This window comes from Azohydromonas lata (assembly GCF_034427735.1).
Taxonomy (GTDB): Bacteria; Pseudomonadota; Gammaproteobacteria; order Burkholderiales; family Burkholderiaceae_C; genus Azohydromonas; species Azohydromonas lata.
Genome location: NZ_JAXOJX010000010.1, coordinates 35,406 through 50,778, shown reverse-complemented (window position 1 = coordinate 50,778; position 15,373 = coordinate 35,406). Strand labels below are relative to the sequence as shown.

The 15,373-nt window shown below is 69.9% G+C and carries 14 protein-coding genes; 9 read left to right on the top strand and 5 right to left on the bottom strand.

The annotated features are described in order from the left end of the window. The first annotated feature begins 2 nt into the window (after nucleotides 1-2). From nirB to SM757_RS08500, 9 genes are all read left to right on the top strand, one after another. Complete coding sequence (nirB, locus tag SM757_RS08540) at nucleotides 3-2,498, top strand: nitrite reductase large subunit NirB (RefSeq protein ID WP_066333416.1); 2,496 nt, start codon at nucleotides 3-5, stop codon at nucleotides 2,496-2,498. A gap of 31 nt (nucleotides 2,499-2,529) precedes the next feature. Then, nucleotides 2,530-2,940, top strand: a complete 411-nt coding sequence (nirD, locus tag SM757_RS08535; RefSeq protein ID WP_322465117.1) for a nitrite reductase small subunit NirD — start codon at nucleotides 2,530-2,532, stop codon at nucleotides 2,938-2,940. Nucleotides 2,941-2,974: 34 nt separating this feature from the next. Further along, nucleotides 2,975-5,791 (top strand): nitrate reductase, encoded by a 2,817-nt coding sequence (locus SM757_RS08530; RefSeq protein ID WP_322465116.1) that lies wholly within the window; start codon nucleotides 2,975-2,977, stop codon nucleotides 5,789-5,791. Between the two features lie 132 nt (nucleotides 5,792-5,923). Next, on the top strand, nucleotides 5,924-6,874 hold the full coding sequence (ybiB, locus tag SM757_RS08525) for a DNA-binding protein YbiB (protein ID WP_066333507.1): 951 nt from the start codon (nucleotides 5,924-5,926) through the stop codon (nucleotides 6,872-6,874). Nucleotides 6,875-6,892: 18 nt separating this feature from the next. Next, complete coding sequence (gene cobA / locus SM757_RS08520) at nucleotides 6,893-7,843, top strand: uroporphyrinogen-III C-methyltransferase (protein ID WP_322465115.1); 951 nt, start codon at nucleotides 6,893-6,895, stop codon at nucleotides 7,841-7,843. A 28-nt stretch (nucleotides 7,844-7,871) separates the two neighbouring features. After that, the gene (locus tag SM757_RS08515; RefSeq protein ID WP_322465114.1) at nucleotides 7,872-9,092 is read left to right on the top strand and encodes a BaiN/RdsA family NAD(P)/FAD-dependent oxidoreductase; all 1,221 of its coding nucleotides are present in this window, start codon (nucleotides 7,872-7,874) and stop codon (nucleotides 9,090-9,092) included. A 253-nt stretch (nucleotides 9,093-9,345) separates the two neighbouring features. Beyond that, nucleotides 9,346-9,558, top strand: a complete 213-nt coding sequence (gene rpsU / locus SM757_RS08510) for a 30S ribosomal protein S21 (RefSeq protein ID WP_012346814.1) — start codon at nucleotides 9,346-9,348, stop codon at nucleotides 9,556-9,558. Nucleotides 9,559-9,679: 121 nt separating this feature from the next. Continuing rightward, nucleotides 9,680-10,126: a GatB/YqeY domain-containing protein gene (locus SM757_RS08505; protein WP_066333427.1), complete on the top strand. Its 447-nt coding sequence runs from the start codon at nucleotides 9,680-9,682 to the stop codon at nucleotides 10,124-10,126. Between the two features lie 10 nt (nucleotides 10,127-10,136). Next, on the top strand, nucleotides 10,137-10,499 hold the full coding sequence (locus tag SM757_RS08500; RefSeq protein ID WP_066333429.1) for a TIGR01244 family sulfur transferase: 363 nt from the start codon (nucleotides 10,137-10,139) through the stop codon (nucleotides 10,497-10,499). A 180-nt stretch (nucleotides 10,500-10,679) separates the two neighbouring features. Here the strand turns inward: SM757_RS08500 and SM757_RS08495 are convergent, their stop codons facing one another. The 5 genes from SM757_RS08495 to SM757_RS08475 all read right to left on the bottom strand — a co-directional run bounded on the left by SM757_RS08495 (nucleotide 10,680) and on the right by SM757_RS08475 (nucleotide 15,186). Further along, nucleotides 10,680-11,423: an ABC transporter ATP-binding protein gene (locus tag SM757_RS08495; protein WP_066333432.1), complete on the bottom strand. Its 744-nt coding sequence runs from the start codon at nucleotides 11,421-11,423 to the stop codon at nucleotides 10,680-10,682. Further along, nucleotides 11,420-12,202, bottom strand: coding sequence for an ABC transporter ATP-binding protein (locus tag SM757_RS08490; protein ID WP_066333437.1), 783 nt, complete (start codon nucleotides 12,200-12,202; stop codon nucleotides 11,420-11,422). The genes SM757_RS08495 and SM757_RS08490 overlap by 4 nt, the downstream gene beginning before the upstream one ends. Nucleotides 12,203-12,216: 14 nt before the next feature. Continuing rightward, nucleotides 12,217-13,074, bottom strand: a complete 858-nt coding sequence (locus tag SM757_RS08485; protein WP_066333439.1) for a branched-chain amino acid ABC transporter permease — start codon at nucleotides 13,072-13,074, stop codon at nucleotides 12,217-12,219. 9 nt (nucleotides 13,075-13,083) lie between these two features. Then, nucleotides 13,084-13,965, bottom strand: coding sequence for a branched-chain amino acid ABC transporter permease (locus tag SM757_RS08480; RefSeq protein ID WP_322465113.1), 882 nt, complete (start codon nucleotides 13,963-13,965; stop codon nucleotides 13,084-13,086). A gap of 81 nt (nucleotides 13,966-14,046) precedes the next feature. After that, complete coding sequence (locus tag SM757_RS08475) at nucleotides 14,047-15,186, bottom strand: ABC transporter substrate-binding protein (RefSeq protein WP_322465112.1); 1,140 nt, start codon at nucleotides 15,184-15,186, stop codon at nucleotides 14,047-14,049. Nucleotides 15,187-15,373 lie beyond the last annotated feature (187 nt).

Genomic DNA, 15,373 nt, shown 5'->3' with positions numbered 1-15,373 from the left:
CCATGAAGAAGATGAAACTGGTTCTGATCGGCAACGGCATGGCCGGCGTGCGCACGCTGGAAGAGCTGCTCAAGATCGCGCCGGACCTCTACGACATCACGGTGTTCGGCGCCGAGCCGCACCCCAACTACAACCGCATCCTGCTGTCGCCCGTGCTCGCGGGCGAGCAGACGATCGACGAGATCATCCTCAACCCGCTGTCCTGGTACGAGGAGCACGGCATCACGCTGCACCTGGGCTGCGAGGTCACCGAGGTCAACCGCGCCAGGCGCATCGTCAGCGGCCGCGCCAAGGACGGCAGCAGCGTCGAGGTGCCCTACGACCGGCTGCTGATCGCCACCGGCTCCAACCCCTTCATCCTCCCCGTCCCGGGCAAGGACTTGCAGGGCGTGATCGCCTACCGCGACATCGCCGACACCGAGTACATGATCGAGACGGCCAAGACGCACCGCCACGCGGTGGTCGTCGGCGGCGGCCTGCTGGGCCTGGAAGCGGCCAACGGGCTGATGCTGCGCGGCATGCAGGTCACGGTGGTGCACATCTCGCCGACGCTCATGGAGCGCCAGCTCGACGAGGTGGCCGGCAAGATGCTGCAGAAGTCGCTGCAGGACCGCGGCCTGCAGTTCGAGATGGGCGCGCACACGCAGGCGCTCGTGGGCGGCGACGACGGCCGCGTCAAGGCCGTGCGCTTCACTGACGGGCGCGAGATCCCGGCCGACCTGGTGGTGATGGCCGCCGGCATCCGTCCCAACACCGCGCTGGCCGAAAAGATAGGTTTGCACTGCAACCGCGGCATCGTCGTCACCGACACCATGCAGACCGTCACCGACCCGCGCGTCTACGCCGTGGGCGAGTGCGCGGCGCACCGCGGCATCGCCTACGGGCTGGTAGCGCCGCTCTTCGAGCAGGGCAAGGTGTGCGCCACGCACCTGGCGCAGTTCGGCATCGGCCGCTACTTGGGCAGCCAGGTCAGCACCAAGCTTAAGGTCACGGGCATAGACCTGTTCTCGGCCGGCAACTTCAATGGCGGCGAGGACTGCGAGGAGATCGTGATGAGCGATCCCTTCGGCGGCGTCTACAAGAAGCTCGTCCTCAAGGACGACAAGCTGGTGGGCGCCTGCCTGTACGGCGACACGGCCGACGGCGCCTGGTACTTCAAGCTGCTGCGCGAGGGCCGCAGCGTGGCCGAGATGCGCGACAAGCTCATGTTCGGCGAGGACCACCTGGGCGACGCCGGCCACCAGGGCCACAGCAAGGCCGCCTCCATGGCCGACAGCGACGAGGTCTGCGGCTGCAACGGCGTGACCAAGGGCACCATCTGCAAGGCCATCAAGGACAAGGGCCTGTTCACGCTGGAGGACGTGCGCAAGCACACCAAGGCCAGCGCCTCCTGCGGCTCCTGCACCGGGCTGGTCGAGCAGATCCTCATGTTCACGGCCGGCGGCGACTACTCCGCCACGCCCAAGCACAAGGCCCTGTGCGGCTGCACCGACCACAGCCACCAGGACGTGCGCGACGCCATCCGCCGCGAAAAGCTGCTGTCCATCCCGCAGGTCTACGCGACGCTGGGCTGGCGCAACCCCAACGGCTGCGCGAGCTGCCGCCCGGCGGTCAACTACTACCTCATCAGCACCTGGCCCAAGGAGGCGCAGGACGACCCGCAAAGCCGCTTCGTCAACGAGCGCAGCCACGCCAACATCCAGAAGGACGGCACCTACTCCGTGATTCCGCGCATGTGGGGCGGCGAGACCTCGGCCTCCGACCTGCGCCGCATCGCCGACGTGGTGGACAAGTACGCCATTCCCACCGTCAAGGTCACGGGCGGCCAGCGCATAGACCTGCTGGGCGTGAAGAAGGAAAACCTGCAGGCCGTCTGGCGCGACCTGGGCATGCCCAGCGGCCTGGCCTACGCCAAGTCGCTGCGCACGGTGAAGACCTGCGTGGGCAGCGAGTGGTGCCGCTTCGGCACGCAGGACAGCACGCAGCTGGGCAAAGACCTGGAGCACGCGCTGTGGGCCATGTACTCGCCGCACAAGGTCAAGATGGCCGTCAGCGGCTGCCCGCGCAACTGTGCCGAGTCCGGCACCAAGGACGTCGGGATCATCGGCGTGGACTCCGGCTGGGAGCTGCACATCGGCGGCAACGGCGGCATCAAGACCGAGGTGGCCCAGTTCTTCGTGAAGGTCAAGACGGCCCAGGAGGTGCTGGAGCACGCCGGCGCCTTCCTGCAGCTCTACCGCGAGGAAGGCTGGTATCTGGAGCGCACCGTGCACTACATCGAGCGCGTGGGCCTGGACCATGTGAAAAAGGCTGTGCTCGACGACGCCGAGAACCGCAAGGCGCTGTGGGCGCGGCTGCAGTTCGCGCTGGACGGGCAACCCGACCCCTGGCACGAAGCGGTGAAGGCCGGCGTGGACACGCGGCAGTTCGAGCCGCTGCGCGTCTCGGCCGAAGCCCTGTCGGCTGAAACGCCCGCCAGCGAGCCCCTCAAGGCCTGATCCAACTCCTCCACAGAAAGACAAGACGACCATGAGCGCCTGGATTCCCGTCTGCACCCTGGCCGAGCTGCCCCTGCTCGGCGCCCGCCGCGTGGAGCGCCCCCAAGGCGCGCCGGTGGCGGTGTTCCGCAACGCCGACGACGAAGTGTTCGCGCTGCTGGACCGCTGCCCGCACAAGGGCGGCCCGCTGTCGCAAGGCATCGTCAGCGGCCGCAGCGTCGCCTGCCCGCTGCACAACTGGAACATCGCCCTGGACAGCGGCCAGGTGGCCGCGCCGGACGAGGGCGCCACCCCCGCCTTCGCCGTGAAGGTGGAAGGCGGCGTGGTGCACCTGGACCGCCAGCAGCTCGCCACCCTGGCCATCGACCTGCCCCTGCCCCAGGCCGGCCCCGCCTGCCGCGGCGCGCGCGCGGCGTGCATGCCGACCCCGCAACAGCTTTAAGCGCGCCGCTTCCGGCGCGAATCACGGTTACGACATGGCTGAAACCCGTTCCACCTGCCCCTACTGCGGCGTCGGCTGCGGCGTGATCATCGACAGCGATGGCGCGCAGATCACCGGCGTGCGCGGCGACCCCCAGCACCCGGCCAACTTCGGCCGCCTCTGCAGCAAGGGCAGCACGCTGCACCTGACGGCCGCGGCACCCGTGACGCTGCGCCAGCGCCTGCTGCACCCCCTGCGCCGCGCCGAGCGCGGCCAGGCGCCGCAGCGCGTGGGCTGGAACGAGGCGCTGTCCGAAGCCACGGACCGTTTCGAGGACGTCATACGCCGCCACGGCCGCGACGCCGTGGGCTTCTACCTCTCCGGCCAACTGCTAACCGAGGACTACTACGTCTTCAACAAGCTGGCCAAGGGCCTCATCGGCACCAACAACGTCGACACCAACTCGCGGCTGTGCATGAGCTCGGCCGTGGCCGGCTACAAGGCCACGCTGGGCGCGGACGCGCCGCCCGCCTGCTACGAGGACCTCGCGCACGCGCGCACCCTCTTCATCGCCGGCTCCAACATGGCGTGGGCGCATCCCATCCTCATGCGCCGCGTGGAGGACGCCAAGCGCGCCAACCCGGCGCTGCGGCTCATCGTGGTGGACCCGCGCCGCACCGAGACCGCGGCCCTGGCCGACCTGCACCTGGCGCTGCTGCCGGGCACGGACGTGGCCCTGTTCCACGGCCTGCTGCACCTCATGCTGTGGGAGGGCCTCACCGACAACGCCTACATCGCCGCGCACACGCAGGGGTTCGATGCGCTGCGCGAGCGCGTGCGCGAGTTCACCCCGCGCGAGACGGCGCGCATCACCGGGCTGCGCGAGCAGGACGTCGTCACCGCCGCGCGCTGGTTCGCCGGGCTGGACGGCGCGCCGGGCGCGCCGCGCGCCCCCACGCTGTCGCTGTATTGCCAGGGCCTCAACCAAAGCCGCAACGGCACGGCCAAGAACGCCGCGCTGGTGAACCTGCACCTGGCCACGGGCCAGATCGGCCAGGCCGGCGCCGGCCCCTTCTCCCTCACCGGCCAGCCCAACGCCATGGGCGGGCGCGAGGTGGGCGGCCTCGCCAACCTGCTGTCCGCGCACCGCGACATGGCCAACCCCGAGCACCGCGCCGAGGTGGCGCGGCTGTGGGGCGTGGACGACGTGCCCTCGCGTGCGGGCAAGACCGCCGTCGAGATGTTCGAGGCGGCGGCCGACGGCGAGATCAAGGCGCTGTGGATCGCCTGCACCAACCCGGCGCAGTCCCTGCCCGACCAGGCGACGGTGCGCCGTGCGCTGCAGCAGGCGGAGTTCGTGGTGGTGCAGGAAGCTTTCCGCGACACCGCCACCGCCGCCTTTGCCGACCTGCTGCTGCCGGCCGCCTCCTGGGGCGAGAAGGAAGGCACCGTGACGAACAGCGAGCGCCGCATCAGCCGCGTGCGCGCGGCCGTGGCGGCGCCGGGCGAGGCGCGCAGCGATTTCGCCATCGCCACCGAGTTCGCGCAGCGGCTGGAAGGCCGGCTGCGGCCCGGAAAACCCCCGCTCTTCGCCTATGCCTCGCCGCAAGCCGCGTGGCTGGAGCACCGCGAAAGCACGCGCGGGCGGGACCTGGACATCACCGGCCTGAGCTGGGACGTGCTGGAGACGGCCGGGCCGCAGCAGTGGCCCATGCCGCAGGGCGCCACGCAGGGCCGCGCGCGCCTCTATGAAGACGGCGTGTTTCCCACCGCCGACGGCCGCGCCAGGTTCGCCGACCTGGCTTATGAGCCCGTGGCCGAGCCGCGCGACGGCCGCTTTCCCTTCAGCCTCAACACCGGGCGGCTGCGCGACCAGTGGCACGGCATGAGCCGCACGGGGGTGTTGGGCCGCCTCTTCGGCCACGTGCCGGAGCCGGCGGTGGAGCTGCATCCGCAGGAGCTGGCGCGGCTGAACGTGGCCGAGGGCGACCTGCTGCACGTCACCTCGCGGCGTGGCTCCATCCTGCTGCCCGTGGCCGCCAACGAGGGCGTGCCGCTGACGCAGGCCTTCATTCCCATGCACTGGGGCTCGGAGTTCGTCTGCGGCCGCAGTAGCCGCGGCGAACCGCTGGCGGGCGTCAACGCCCTCACCTCGCCCGCGTTCTGCCCCATCTCCAAGCAGCCGGAGCTCAAGCACGCGGCGGTGAAGCTGCTCAAGGCCGAGCTGCCGTGGCGGCTGCTGGCCCTGGCCTGGCTGCCGGACGAGGACGCGCAGGCCGCGCGCACCGCGCTGCGCCCGCTGATGGAGCGCTTCGACTACGCCAGTTGCGTGCCCTTCGGCCACCAGCGCAGCGGCGTGCTGTTCCGCGCCGCGGCCGACGCGCCGCCGCCGCTGGAGCTGGTCGACGAGGTCGAGCGGCTGCTGGGCCTGGCCGGCCCCGGCGTGCGCGCCCTGCGCTACGAGGACCGCAAGCGTGGCCAGCGCCGCACGGTCAAGCTCGCCACGGTGGGCGGCGACAGCCGGCTCGAAGCCGTGCTGCTGGCCGGCGACGCCAGCGCCGAGAGCTGGATCAAGGCCCTGCTGCAGGATGAGCTGCCCGCCCAAGCCTACGGCCGGCTGCTGCTGGCCCCCGGCGCCAAGCCCCCCGTGGCGCTGGCGCCGCGCGGCAAGCAGGTGTGCGCCTGCTTCAACGTGAGCGAGCCGCAAATCCGCGAGGCCCTCACCGGCTGCCGCGGCAGCGGCGTCGAGCGCCTGTCGCAGTTGCAGTCTCAACTGCGCTGCGGCACCAACTGCGGCTCCTGCGTGCCGGCGCTCAAGACGCTGGTGGCGGCCACGCCCGCGACCGCGCCAGCGCCTACAGTGGCGGCTTGAGGCGGCGGCATGGCGGCGGTGAAGGCCATGGGCGGTACCTACGGCAAGGCGCTCGGTGAAAACCCGTTGAGCCTGTCCGGGTGCGGCGTTCCGGCCCGCTTCTTGCGAAACGCGCCCGGGGGACAATCTGACATGAGCATTTCGAGCTACATCAAAGAAATCGGCCGCGGCGCCAACGGCGCGCGTTCATTGACGCAGGAGCAGGCGCGCGAGGTCATGGGGCAGGTGCTGGACGGCAGCGTCAGCGACCTGGAAGTCGGCGCCTTCGCCATAGGCATGCGCATGAAGGGCGAGACGGCCGAGGAGCTGGCGGGCTTCCTGGCCGCGGCGCACGAGCGCTGCCTGGCCATCCCGTCGAACCAGCCGGTCGTGGTGCTGCCCACCTACAACGGCGCGCGGCGGCTGCCCAACCTGACACCGCTGCTGGCGCTGCGCCTGGCGCAGGAAGGCGTGCGCGTGCTGGTGCACGGCCCGCTGCAGGACCCCAAGCGCGTCACCAGCGCCGAGGTGTTCCAGAGCCTGGGCCTGCCGGCGGTGCGCACGGCGCAGGAGGCCGAGCGCGCTTGGGCGCGGCACGAGCCGGCCTTCATGCGCATCGACGCGCTGTGCCCGCCGCTGTCGCGGCTGCTGGACGTGCGCTGGGTCATCGGCCTGCGCAACTCCGGCCACACCATCGCCAAGATGCTCAACCCCGTGCGCGGCGCGCGCGCGGTGCGCGTCACCAACTACACGCACCCCGAATTCGGCCAGTTGCTGGCGCAGTACGCGCAGAACGAGCAGGCCGACATGCTGCTCATGCGCGGCACCGAGGGTGAGCCCGTGGCCGACGCGCGCCGCGTGCCGCGCATGGACGTGTCGCTGCGCGGCGTGGCGCGCGAAGAGCTTTCCTGCCCCGCGCAGGACGGCGCGCTGGCGCAGTTGCCCGTGCTGCCGCGCGACAACGACGCGGCCACCACCGCGCACTACATCCAGTCGGTGCTCAGCGGCGAAAAGCCCGCGCCCGCGCCGCTGGAACGCCAGGTCGAACTGCTGCTGGCCGCCGTGGCCGCCATGCAGGACGAGGCGCTGGAACACAGCGCATAACGCCCCTCCGACGCAAACATGACAAACCGGACACAGGCGCTCAGCGAATCGACATCCCGTGCGGCCACTTCGCGGCTGCGAGCCTTGTCCGGCAGCGCCGGCGCCGCGCGGCGCCCTGTTGGAGATTGCGCGCTGGTGGGTGCCGGCCCGGGCGACCCGCAACTGCTGACGCTGGCGGCACTGCGCGCCATTCGGCGCGCCACGGTGCTGCTGGTGGATGAGCTGGTGCCCGGCGAGCTGGTGGAGTTCGCGCTGCGCGGTTTGAAACGCCGGCCGCGCATCGTCCCCGTGGGCAAGCGCGGCGGTTGCGCCAGCACGCCGCAGCGTTTCATCGAACGGCTCATGGCCGCCGAGGCCCTAACCGGGCAGCGCGTGGTGCGGCTCAAGGGGGGCGACCCCTTCATCTTCGGCCGCGGCGGCGAGGAAGTGCAGGCGCTGCAGGCGCAGGGCATTCCCACGCGCGTGGTCAACGGCATCACCTCGGGGCTGGCCGCCGCCACGGGGCTGGGCGTGCCGCTGACGCACCGCGCGCATGCGCAGGGCGTCATCTTCGTCACCGGCCATGCCAAGTCCGGCGGCAGCACGCCGGATTGGGCCGTGCTCGCGCAGGCCGCGGCGCTGGGCCTCACGCTGGTGGTCTACATGGGCGTGGCGCAGGTGGACCAGCTGCATGCCGGCCTGGTGCAGGGCCTGCCCGGCACCACGCCGGTGGCCGTGGTGCAGCACGCCAGCCTGCCCCAGCAGCGTGAGCTGGTCACGACGCTGGCCGAGCTGCCGCGCGCGCTGCGCGACGCCGGCTTGGGCAGCCCGGCCATCATGGTCATCGGCGAAGTGGTGAACGCGCGCACGCTGGCGGCGCAGGCGCAGCACCAGCTGCACCAGGCGGGGCATCAGACGGAGCAATCCGCGCAGGCCGTCACGCCGGGCGCGGGCACGTCCGCCCCGCAAAGGGCCCGCCGCCGCGCCTGACACGGGGAAACCCGGACAATCGCGCCCCATGTCTGAACCATGGGATTGCGTCGTCGTCGGCGCGGGCGCGGCCGGCCTGTTTTGCGCCGGCATTGCAGGGCAATTGGGCTTGCGGGTGCTGGTCGTGGACCACGCGCCCAAGGTCGCTGAAAAGATCCGCATCTCCGGCGGCGGGCGCTGCAACTTCACCAACCGCGAGGCCTCGCCGGCCAACTACTTGGGCGAGAACCCGCATTTCTGCCGCTCGGCACTGGCGCGCTACACGCCCGCCGACTTCATCGGCCTGATGAGGAAGTACGGCATCCCCTTCCACGAGAAGCACAAGGGCCAGCTCTTTTGCGACCGCTCGGCGGAAGACGTGATTGAGATGCTGCTGTCCGAGTGCGAGGCCGGCCGCGTCACGCGCTGGCAGCCGTGCAAGGTGCTGGACGTGCGCGCCACGGCCGAGGGCTACGACATCGACACCGACCGCGGCACGCAGCGCACGGCGCGCGTGGTGGTGGCCACGGGCGGCCTCTCGATTCCCAAGATAGGCGCGACCGACTTCGGCTTCCGCCTGGCCAAGCAGTTCGGCCACCGCGTGGTGGAACCCCGCCCCGCCCTGGTGCCGCTGACCTTCGACGCGCCGACCTGGGCCGCCTTCGCACCGCTGGCGGGCATCGCGCTGGAGGTGGGCATCGAGACCGGCGCGGGCAAGAAGCCCATGCGCTTCCTGGAAGACCTGCTGTTCACGCACCGCGGCCTGAGCGGCCCGGCGGTGCTGCAGATCAGCAGTTTTTGGGTGCCGGGGCAGCCGCTGCGCATCGACCTGGCGCCGGGCCGCGACCTGGGCGCGCTGCTGCGCGAGGCCAAGGGCAAGAGCAAGCGCCAGTTGGGCAACGAGCTGGGCCAGTTGCTGCCGCAACGCCTGGCCGAGGCCTGGCTGCAGCGCGCCGGCGTGGAAGGCGGCACGCCCATGCCGCAGGCGCGCGACAAGGACCTCAATGCCCTGGGGACGGCCCTTGGGCGCTGGAAGCTGCTGCCGGACGGCAGCGAGGGCTGGCGCAAGGCCGAGGTGACGGCCGGCGGCGTGGACACGCGCGAGCTCAACCAGCAGTCCATGGAGAGCAAGAAGCAGCCGGGCCTGCACTTCATTGGCGAGGTGGTGGACGTCACCGGCTGGCTGGGCGGCTACAACTTCCAGTGGGCCTGGGCCAGCGCCGCGGCCTGCGCGCGGGCCATGGCCGAGGCGCAGGTGGCGGCAGCCTGAGCGACAACGGCCACGGCCTGGCTCGCGGCGCGGCGCGGGCGTTTTTTGCCTGTCCATCACCCCAAGGGGCGTTGCGATTTTTCGGCGCCGCGCAGGTCCTGGTGGCGCTTGATACGCATCAGCTTGTGGAGCACTGATTTACGTGGGTTATACTCCGCGTTTTGCTGGCAAACCCGCGTGTCGATCCGGCTCACGGATTCCGGAACTTCCGGTGGCGGACACCGAGCGCAACTACTGAAGGAAATCCCCTTTCATGACCACGATTCGCGTCAAAGAGAACGAGCCTTTCGATGTGGCCCTGCGCCGCTTCAAGCGCACCATTGAGAAACTGGGCCTGTTGACCGAGCTGCGTGCGCGCGAGTTCTACGAGAAGCCCACTGCCGAGCGCAAGCGCAAGAAGGCTGCCGCCGTCAAGCGCCACTACAAGCGCGTGCGCAGCATGCAGCTGCCCAAGAAGCTGTACTGATCCGGCGCGAGCCTTGCGCTCGCTTCAACTGCCGAAACAGTCAAGCCCGCGCGGGACGCCGTCGCGGGCTTTTGCTTTTCTGGAAGCGACTTTCCGGAACCGAATTTTTTGGAGAACGACGATGGCCTTGAAGGACCAGATCACCGAAGACATGAAGTCCGCCATGCGCGCCAAGGAGTCGCTGCGGCTGTCCACCGTCCGGCTGCTGCTGGCCGCGATCAAGCAAAGGGAAGTGGACGAGCGCATCACGCTGGACGATGCGCAGGTGGTGTCGGTGGTGGACAAGCTGGTCAAGCAGCGCAAGGACTCCATTGCCGCCTACACCCAGGCCGGCCGCCAGGACCTGGCCGATGCCGAAGCCGCGGAAATGCAGGTGCTGCAGGCCTACCTGCCGCAGCGCCTGACGCAAGAGGAAGTGCAGGCCGAGGTGGATGCGCTGGTGGCCGAGCTGGGCGCCGCGGGCCCCGGCGACATGGGCAAGGTCATGGGTGCGGCCAAGACGAAGCTTGCCGGCAAGGCCGAGATGGCGATGGTGTCCGCCGCCGTCAAGCAGGCCCTCAGCCGCTAAGCTCGCGGCCATGAACAACCCCGCCGAAATCCAGATCCGCCCGCTCACGGCCGACCTCTGCGTGGCGCCGCAGCTCCCGCCTGAGGCCATGGCCGAGGTGGCGCGCGCCGGCTTTGCCAGCGTGATCAACAACCGCCCCGACTTCGAAGGCGGCCCCGATCAGCCCACCAGCAGCGCCATCGAGGCCGCCGCCCGCGCCGCCGGGCTGGAGTACCGCCACCTGCCGGTGGCGCCGGGCTACCAGTCGCCGGAAGAAGCCGCCGCCTTCGCGCAGCTGCTGCAAGAGCTGCCCAAGCCCGTGCTGGCCTTTTGCCGCACCGGCACGCGCAGCACCAAGCTGTTCGCCCTGTCGCAGCAGGCGCCGCAGGGCTGAGTTTCACGGCGGGAAACCGCTGTCCTGAGTGAACGCCCAGGGCTGGCGCAACGCCAGCCCGCGCGCCCAGCGCGGTGCTGGGCACCCGACTGTTCAGTTTCGTGCCCGCTGGCCGCCCATTGCATGGGGGCCATCGTTCAGATTTCTGAACGATGCGGCCTGCAAATTCAGCCGCCCAAGTCAGCCGCCCAAGTAGGCCGCCTGCACCTGGGGATCGTCCAGCAGCGTGCGGCCGGGGCCTTGCAGGACGATGCGGCCGGTCTCCAGCACATAGGCCTGGCTGGCAATGCGCAGCGCCTGGCGCACGTTCTGCTCCACCAGCAGGATGGTCAGCCCCGTGCGGTTGATGCCCACCAGCGTCCGGAAGATCTCCTGCACCACGATGGGGGCCAGGCCCATGGAGGGCTCGTCCAGCAGCAGCACGCGCGGCTTGGCCATGAGCGCGCGGCCGATGGCCAGCATCTGCTGCTCGCCGCCGGAGAGGTTGCCGGCGTAGCCGTTGAGGCGCTCCTTCAGGCGAGGGAACAGCTCGAAGATGCGCTCCATCTCGCCGGGCGACGCCTTGCGCCCCGGGCGGCTGTAGGCGCCCAGCTCCAGGTTCTCGCGCACGGTGAGCTGCGTGAGCATGGCCCGCCCCTCGGCCACCTGCACGATGCCGCGCGAGACGCGCTCGTGCGGCTTCAAGCGCGCCAGGTCCTGGCCCTCGAACAGGAAGCGGCCGGCCCTGGGTTTCACCAGGCCCGACAACGCCATCAGCGTCGTGGATTTGCCGGCGCCGTTGGCGCCGACCAGCGCGGTGATCTCGCCCTCGCGCAGCTCGAAATCCACGCCCTTGACGGCCTCGATGTGGCCGTAGGCCACCTGCAGGCCCTCCACGCGCAGCAGCGGCGCGGCGGAGGTGCTCGTCGTCGTGCCGGTGCTCATGCCGTGGCCTCCTGCAGCGGGTCTTCGTCGCGGCCCAGGTAGGCCTCGATCACTTGCGGGTCGCGCTGGACGACCTCCGGCACGTCGTCGCAGATGATGCGGCCGAAGTTGAGCACCGCCACGCGCTCGCACAGGCCCATCACGAAGCGCATGTCGTGCTCGATCATGAAGATGCCGTAGCCCCGCGCGCGGATGTTGCGGATCTCGACCATCAGCTCCGTCTTCTCGCTGGCGTTCATGCCGGCCACAGGCTCGTCCAGCAGCAGCAGCTTGGGCTCGGTGGCCAGCGCGCGCGCCAGCTCCAGGCGGCGCTGCTCGCCGTAGGAGAGGCTGTCGGCGGTGGCGCGGGCCTTGTGGTCCAGCCGCACCCAGGACAGCAGCTCCAGCGCGCGCTCGCGTGCCTGCTTCTCGGCCATGCGCACGGCCGGGCTGGAGAACAGCGTGCCCAGGGCGCCGTAGCCCAGGTGGCGGTGCATGCCCACCACCACGTTGTCCAGCAGGCTCATCTCCTTGAACACGCGGATGTTCTGGAAGGTGCGCGCGATGCCGCGGCGCGTCACTTCAAACGGCTGCAGGCCGACCAGGCTTTGCTTGTCGAAGGTGATGCTGCCGCCCGTGGGCCGGAACAGCCCGGTGATGAGGTTGAAGACGGTGGTCTTGCCGGCGCCGTTGGGACCGATCAGGCCGAAGATGCTGCCCTCGGGGGGCAGGGCGATGTTGACGTCCTGCAGCACGTGCAGGCCGCCAAAGCGCATGGAGACGTTGGCGAGTTCAAGCATGTTGTCAGCGCCTTTCAGCGCCCTCCCCGGCCCAGCAGGCGGCGCAGCCGCGCCGGGTCCCACAGGCCGCGCGGCAGGAACAGCGTGATCACGACCAGGATGAGGCCGTTGACCACGAGGCGGAAATCCTTGAGCGAGCGCAGCAGCTCCGGCAGCAGCGTGAGGATCACGGCGCCCAGCACCGGGCCGGTCAGGCCGTTGATGCCGCCCAGGATGGCCATGGTCAGGATCTCGACGCCGCGGTCGAAGTTGTATTCGTTGGGGCCGATGAAGAAGGTCAAGTGCGCGTTGAGCGCGCCGGCCAGCCCGGCCAGCGCCGCGCCCAGGACGAAGGCGAGCAGCTTGTGCGACGCGACGTTGATGCCCATGAGGGCGGCGGCAGTCTCGTCCTCCTTGATGGCCTCGAAGGCGCGGCCCACGCGGGTGCGGCGCAACTGCCACAACACGAACAGCGCCAGCACCACCGCCAGCAGCACGTGCCACCACTGCGTGAGCTGCGGAATGCCGTTCAGGCCCAGCGCGCCGCCGGTCCAGTCCTCGGTGTTGAGGATGAGGATGCGCACCACCTCGCCGAAGCCCAGCGTCGCCATGGCGAGATAGACACCCGACAGCCGCAGCGTGGGCTTGCCGATCAGGAAGGCCACGATGGACGGCGCCACCATGCCCGCCAGCAGCGCCAGCGGGAACGGCGTGGCGGTGTTCATGGTCAGCAGCGAGGCGGTGTAGGCGCCTATGCCCATGAAGGCGGCGTTGGCCATGGCCAGCAGCCCGCAGGACAGCGTGAGGTAGATGGACAGCGCCAGCAGCGCGTTGGTGCCCAGCGTGAGCACCAGGTTGCTGTAGACGGCCCAGAAGTTGTCAAAGGAATCCATCTCGGGTCGTCACGCCTTGCGCTGTTGCAGCTTGCCGAACAGGCCCGTGGGCCGCACCAGCAGGATCAAATACAGAAGGCCGAAGGCCACGGCGTCGCGCATGGTGGAGCCGATGTAGGCCACGGACATCACTTCGGCGAAGCCCAGGAACAATCCGCCCAGCAGCGCGCCGCGGATGTCGCCCATGCCGCCCAGGATGATCACGGCGATGCCCTTGTGCAGCATGGGCTGACCCATGAGCGGGAACACGGCGTTGGACGACAGGCCGATGAGCACGCCGGCGAGGCCCCCCAGCGCCGCGGCGACGAAGGAGGTCAGCATGAACAGGCCTTCGACATTGATGCCCAGCAGCCACGCGGCCTTGGGCGACTCGGCGATGGCGCGCAGCGCGCGGCCCAGTTGCGTGCGCTGCAAGCCCAGCAGCAGCACGGCCATGAGCGCGAAGGACAGCAGGATGATCCCCAGCTCCAGCACCGTCAGGTGCAGCCCACCCAAGTCCAGCGCGGCGTCGGGCACCACCTCCTGCGGGAAGCGCTTGTTCTCCGCGCCGAAGAGGCCCTGCACCGTGCTGGTCACGGCGATGCCGATGCCGATGGTGGTGATCATGGGAATGAGGTGCGGCGCGTCGTTGGCGCGCAGACGGCGCAGCACCAGGCGGTCGATCAGCAGGCCGAACACGCCGCTGATGAGCGCGCCCAGCACGGCCGCGGCCCACAGCGGCAGCTGGAAATGCTCCACGAACACCAGCGCCGCGTAGGCGCCCACGGTGAACATGGCGCCGTGCGCGAGGTTGATCACCCCCAGCACGCCGAAGACCAGCGTGAAGCCCAGTGCGAACAGGGCATACACGCAGCCCAGCGACAGGGCGTTGATGAGTTGTTGTTGGAGCATGGCAGGCTTGAAGGAAAGCGACCGCGGTGCGCCTGGCGGCACACCGCGGTCTTCAAGTCGGCGGGCCGTGCGGCCCTGGAATTACTTCTCGATCGAGAACTTGCCGCCGCGCGTGACGCTGACGATGGCGGTCTGGTTGGCGTCGTAGCCGGCGGGGCGGCCGGCCTTGTCGTTGGCGCGGCGGAACTGGAAGTCGCCGGTGGCGCCGCTCCACTTCACCTCGGGCAGCGCGTTGCGCAGCGCCACGCGGTCGGCGGGCAGGTTGCCGCTGAGCTTGACCTTCTTGAGCGCCTGGGCGGCGATGTACAGGCCGTCGTAGGCCTGGGCGGCGAACTGGTCCGGCGCGGTCTTGAACTTAGAGGTGTAGGCCACGACGAACTTGCGGTTGGCCTCGGACTGGTTCTCGATGGACCAGGGGCTGCCCACCCACAGGCCCTCGGCCTTGTCCTTGGCCAGGTCGAACACCTTGACGGAGTTCATGCCGTTGCCGCCGATGATGGGCACGTTCAGGCCGAGCTGGCGGGCCTGCACCATGATGGGCGCGCCCTCGGCCAGCAGGGCCGACAGGACGATGGCGTCGGGGCTGCTGGCCTTGATCTTGGTGAGCTGGGCCTTGAAGTCCACGTCGCCCTTGGCGAACGTCTCCGTGGTGGTCACGGGGATGTTGAGGTCGGCCAGGGCCTTCTTGAAGTTGTCGTAGCCGCTCTTGGTGAAGACGTCGTCATTGCCGTAGAGCACGGCCACCTTCTTCACGCCAGCCTTCTTGACGGCCATCTTCAGCGTCTCCGGCAGCACGTCGGCCTCGGTGACGGAGTTGCGGAACACGAAGTCGCCGATGGAGGTGATGCCGTCGGCGGTGTTGGAGGTGCCGAACACCACGGTCTTGGCGCCCTGGGCGATGGGGTCGGCGGCCTGCGCGGAGTTGGACAGCGTCGGGCCGAAGACCATCAGCACCTGGTCCTGGAAGATCAGCTTCTTGAAGACGTTGATCGCCTCTTCCTTCTTGCCCTGCTCGTCCTCGATGACCAGCGCGATCTTGTTGCCGCCCACGCCGCCGGCGGCGTTGATCTCGTCGGCCGCGAGCTGGAAGCCGTTGCGGATGGCGGTGCCGTACTGCGCCGCGCCGCCGGACAGCGCCTCGGCCACGCCGATCTTGAGGTCGGCCGCTTGGGCAAAGGAGGCGGCCAGCGCCGCACTCAGGAGGGTGAGCAGTTTCTTCATGAGCTTGTCTCAGCGGTGTATAGGAGTTGAGCGCCGGGGACGCCCGCCACACGGGCAACCGGCGAGTGTACGACGGCAACCAAATGCGTCAGCAGGGCGTCAGTTGGGACAGGCCTGAAGCCGTTCCAGGCCTTGGGCAGCGCCGCAAGCGGCGGCGCGGGCCGGGGTTTCAAACGCGCCGCGCGGG